The organism is Streptococcus danieliae, from assembly GCF_013415245.1.
Taxonomy (GTDB): Bacteria; Bacillota; Bacilli; order Lactobacillales; family Streptococcaceae; genus Streptococcus; species Streptococcus danieliae_A.
Genome location: NZ_JACBXX010000021.1, coordinates 1 through 4,932, shown reverse-complemented (window position 1 = coordinate 4,932; position 4,932 = coordinate 1). Strand labels below are relative to the sequence as shown.

The following is a 4,932-nucleotide window of genomic DNA, read 5'->3' as shown; positions in this document are numbered from 1 at the left end:
CTTACAAGAACCAAAACTTACACATAAGTGTCGTCTTACGACTTCGGATAAGTCTTCGAGCTATTAGTATTAGTCCGCTACATTGCTCACACAACTTCCACTCCTAACCTATCTACCTGATCATCTCTCAGGGCTCTTATTCATTACTGATGGGAAATCTCATCTTGAGGTGGGTTTCACACTTAGATGCTTTCAGCGTTTATCCCTTCCCTACATAGCTACCCAGCTGTGCCTCTGGCGAGACAACTGGTACACCAGCGGTAAGTCCACTCTGGTCCTCTCGTACTAGGAGCAGATCCTCTCAAATTTCCTACGCCCGCGACGGATAGGGACCGAACTGTCTCACGACGTTCTGAACCCAGCTCGCGTGCCGCTTTAATGGGCGAACAGCCCAACCCTTGGGACCGACTACAGCCCCAGGATGCGACGAGCCGACATCGAGGTGCCAAACCTCCCCGTCGATGTGAACTCTTGGGGGAGATAAGCCTGTTATCCCCAGGGTAGCTTTTATCCGTTGAGCGATGGCCCTTCCATACGGAACCACCGGATCACTAAGCCCGACTTTCGTCCCTGCTCGAGTTGTAGCTCTCGCAGTCAAGCTCCCTTATACCTTTACACTCTGCGACTGATTTCCAACCAGTCTGAGGGAACCTTTGGGCGCCTCCGTTACCTTTTAGGAGGCGACCGCCCCAGTCAAACTGCCCGTCAGACACTGTCTCCGATAGGGATCACCTATCCGGGTTAGAGTAGCCATACAACAAGGGTAGTATCCCAACAACGCCTCACTAGAAACTGGCGTCCCTAGATCATTGGCTCCTACCTATCCTGTACATGTGGCACAGATACTCAATATCAAACTGCAGTAAAGCTCCATGGGGTCTTTCCGTCCTGTCGCGGGTAACCTGCATCTTCACAGGTACTAAAATTTCACCGAGTCTCTCGTTGAGACAGTGCCCAAATCATTACGCCTTTCGTGCGGGTCGGAACTTACCCGACAAGGAATTTCGCTACCTTAGGACCGTTATAGTTACGGCCGCCGTTTACTGGGGCTTCAATTCATACCTTCGACTTACCGTCTAAGCACTCCTCTTAACCTTCCAGCACCGGGCAGGCGTCACCCCCTATACATCATCTTACGATTTAGCAGAGAGCTGTGTTTTTGATAAACAGTTGCTTGGGCCTTTTCACTGCGGCTCAGTTATACTGAGCGCCCCTTCTCCCGAAGTTACGGGGCCATTTTGCCGAGTTCCTTAACGAGAGTTCTCTCGATCACCTGAGGCTACTCGCCTCGACTACCTGTGTCGGTTTGCGGTACGGGTAGTATATAGATTAGCGCTAGAAGCTTTTCTCGGCAGCCTGACATCAGGGACTCGGTGACATTAGTCACCTCCCCATCACAGCTCAATGTTACAGGTAAAAGCATTTGACTCTTACCACACCTCACTGCTTAGACCAGAATCCATTAACTGGCTTCCCCTAGCCTTCTGCGTCACTCCTTCACTCTATATACTAGTACAGGAATATCAACCTGTTGTCCATCGAATACACCTTTCGGTCTCTCCTTAGGTCCCGACTAACCCAGGGCGGACGAGCCTTCCCCTGGAAACCTTAGTCTTACGGTGGATGGGATTCTCACCCATCTTGCGCTACTCATACCGGCATTCTCACTTCTATGCGTTCCAGTGCTCCTCACGGTACACCTTCGCCACACATAGAACGCTCTCCTACCATCCTTATTAGGATCCACAGCTTCGGTAAATTGTTTTAGCCCCGGTACATTTTCGGCGCAGGGTCACTCGACTAGTGAGCTATTACGCACTCTTTGAATGAATAGCTGCTTCTAAGCTAACATCCTAGTTGTCTGTGCAACCCCACATCCTTTTCCACTTAACAATTATTTTGGGACCTTAGCTGGTGGTCTGGGCTGTTTCCCTTTCGACTACGGATCTTAGCACTCGCAGTCTGACTGCCGACCATAAATCATTGGCATTCGGAGTTTATCTGAGATTGGTAATCCGAGATGGACCCCTCACCCAAACAGTGCTCTACCTCCAAGATTCTTAATGTCGACGCTAGCCCTAAAGCTATTTCGGAGAGAACCAGCTATCTCCAAGTTCGTTTGGAATTTCTCCGCTACCCACAAGTCATCCAAGCACTTTTCAACGTGCCCTGGTTCGGTCCTCCAGTGAGTTTTACCTCACCTTCAACCTGCTCATGGGTAGGTCACATGGTTTCGGGTCTACGACTACATACTATAGCGCCCTATTCAGACTCGGTTTCCCTACGGCTCCGTCTCTTCAACTTAACCTCGCATGTAATCGTAACTCGCCGGTTCATTCTACAAAAGGCACGCTCTCACCCATTAACGGGCTCGAACTTCTTGTAGGCACACGGTTTCAGGTTCTTTTTCACTCCCCTCCCGGGGTGCTTTTCACCTTTCCCTCACGGTACTGGTTCACTATCGGTCACTAGGGAGTATTTAGGGTTGGGAGATGGTCCTCCCAGATTCCGACGGGATTTCTCGTGTCCCGCCGTACTCAGGATACTGCTAGCTCAATAAATCATTTTAAATACGAGGCTCTCACTCTCTTTGGCTGACCTTCCCATGTCATTCTTCTATAATCTATCTTCGCATCTCGCAGTCCTACAACCCCGAGTGGTAAACCACTCGGTTTGCCCTCCTGCCGTTTCGCTCGCCGCTACTCAGGCAATCGCGTTTGCTTTCTCTTCCTGCAGCTACTTAGATGTTTCAGTTCACTGCGTCTTCCCTCTTTAGTCTTAACAACTAAAGATACTAGCCATTAACTAGTGGGTTCCCCCATTCGGACATCTCTGGATCATCGCTTACTTACAGCTACCCAAAGCATTTCGTCGTTTGTCACGTCCTTCATCGGCTCCTAGTGCCAAGGCATCCACCGTGCGCCCTTACTAACTTAACCTTCTTCTTAACTCTACCTGAATTAAGTAAACTCTTATGCGTTCAGCGTTTCGGTTTATTTCTTGTTACTTTCTTTTGATATAGATATTCAATTTTCAATGTTCTCTTAGGATATTAAAACCACAAAGCTTTTCTACCCTATGGAGCCTAGCGGGATCGAACCGCTGACCTCCTGCGTGCAAAGCAGGCGCTCTCCCAGCTGAGCTAAGGCCCCTTGTTGGTTTTTTTAACCGGGTTTGTTCTATTCTTTTGTTAGTTATCTGTGAGATTGGACGCTGTCCCTGTCTCTGCGCAAGCTCGAGACAAAGCTTCACCTTCGATTCGCTTAGCTGAGCTAAGGCCCCTCATGGTCTTTTAAACCGGGTTTCTTCTATTTTAAGTCATCTACATGACCTCTCAAAACTGAACAAGTACCAATGTGTTTCCTTATCCTTAGAAAGGAGGTGATCCAGCCGCACCTTCCGATACGGCTACCTTGTTACGACTTCACCCCAATCATCTATCCCACCTTAGGCGGCTGGCTCCTAATAGGTTACCTCACCGACTTCGGGTGTTACAAACTCTCGTGGTGTGACGGGCGGTGTGTACAAGGCCCGGGAACGTATTCACCGCGGCGTGCTGATCCGCGATTACTAGCGATTCCGACTTCATGTAGGCGAGTTGCAGCCTACAATCCGAACTGAGACTGGCTTTAAGAGATTTGCTTGCCGTCACCGACTTGCGACTCGTTGTACCAGCCATTGTAGCACGTGTGTAGCCCAGGTCATAAGGGGCATGATGATTTGACGTCATCCCCACCTTCCTCCGGTTTATTACCGGCAGTCTCGCTAGAGTGCCCAACTGAATGATGGCAACTAACAATAAGGGTTGCGCTCGTTGCGGGACTTAACCCAACATCTCACGACACGAGCTGACGACAACCATGCACCACCTGTCACCAGTGCCCCTAAGGGAAACCCTATCTCTAGGGCGGTCACTGGGATGTCAAGACCTGGTAAGGTTCTTCGCGTTGCTTCGAATTAAACCACATGCTCCACCGCTTGTGCGGGCCCCCGTCAATTCCTTTGAGTTTCAACCTTGCGGTCGTACTCCCCAGGCGGAGTGCTTAATGCGTTAGCTGCGGCACTAAGCCCCGGATAGGGCCTAACACCTAGCACTCATCGTTTACGGCGTGGACTACCAGGGTATCTAATCCTGTTCGCTACCCACGCTTTCGAGCCTCAGCGTCAGTTACAGACCAGAGAGCCGCTTTCGCCACCGGTGTTCCTCCATATATCTACGCATTCCACCGCTACACATGGAATTCCACTCTCCCCTTCTGTACTCAAGTTGAACAGTTTCCAAAGCATACTATGGTTAAGCCACAGCCTTTAACTTCAGACTTATCCAACCGCCTGCGCTCGCTTTACGCCCAATAAATCCGGATAACGCTCGGGACCTACGTATTACCGCGGCTGCTGGCACGTAGTTAGCCGTCCCTTTCTGGTAAGTTACCGTCACTGTGTGAACTTTCCACTCTCACACACGTTCTTCTCTTACAACAGAGCTTTACGATCCGAAAACCTTCTTCACTCACGCGGCGTTGCTCGGTCAGGGTTGCCCCCATTGCCGAAGATTCCCTACTGCTGCCTCCCGTAGGAGTCTGGGCCGTGTCTCAGTCCCAGTGTGGCCGTTCACCCTCTCAGGTCGGCTATGTATCGTCGCCTAGGTGAGCCTTTACCTCACCTACTAGCTAATACAACGCAGGTCCATCTGGTAGTGATGCAGTTGCATCTTTCAAACTTCAATCATGCAATCAAAGCTATTATGCGGTATTAGCTATCGTTTCCAATAGTTATCCCCCGCTACCAGGCAGGTTACCTACGCGTTACTCACCCGTTCGCAACTCTTCCAAAAGAGCAAGCTCTTTCTTCAGCGTTCTACTTGCATGTATTAGGCACGCCGCCAGCGTTCATCCTGAGCCAGGATCAAACTCTCATCAAAAGTTTGAGCTA

1 tRNA gene and 2 rRNA genes are annotated in these 4,932 nt (G+C 50.2%); all 3 read right to left on the bottom strand.

Annotation, left to right across the window (positions count from 1 at the left end):
• Window positions 1-43: 43 nt before the first annotated feature.
• The 3 genes from HZY94_RS00080 to HZY94_RS00070 all read right to left on the bottom strand — a co-directional run bounded on the left by HZY94_RS00080 (window position 44) and on the right by HZY94_RS00070 (window position 4,921).
• A 23S ribosomal RNA gene (locus tag HZY94_RS00080) occupies window positions 44-2,939 on the bottom strand.
• A gap of 140 nt (window positions 2,940-3,079) precedes the next feature.
• Window positions 3,080-3,152, bottom strand: a tRNA-Ala gene (locus tag HZY94_RS00075).
• A 222-nt stretch (window positions 3,153-3,374) separates the two neighbouring features.
• Window positions 3,375-4,921 (bottom strand): 16S ribosomal RNA (locus HZY94_RS00070).
• Together the 16S and 23S rRNA genes with 1 tRNA gene alongside form the textbook arrangement of a ribosomal RNA operon.
• Between the last annotated feature and the right edge of the window lie 11 nt (window positions 4,922-4,932).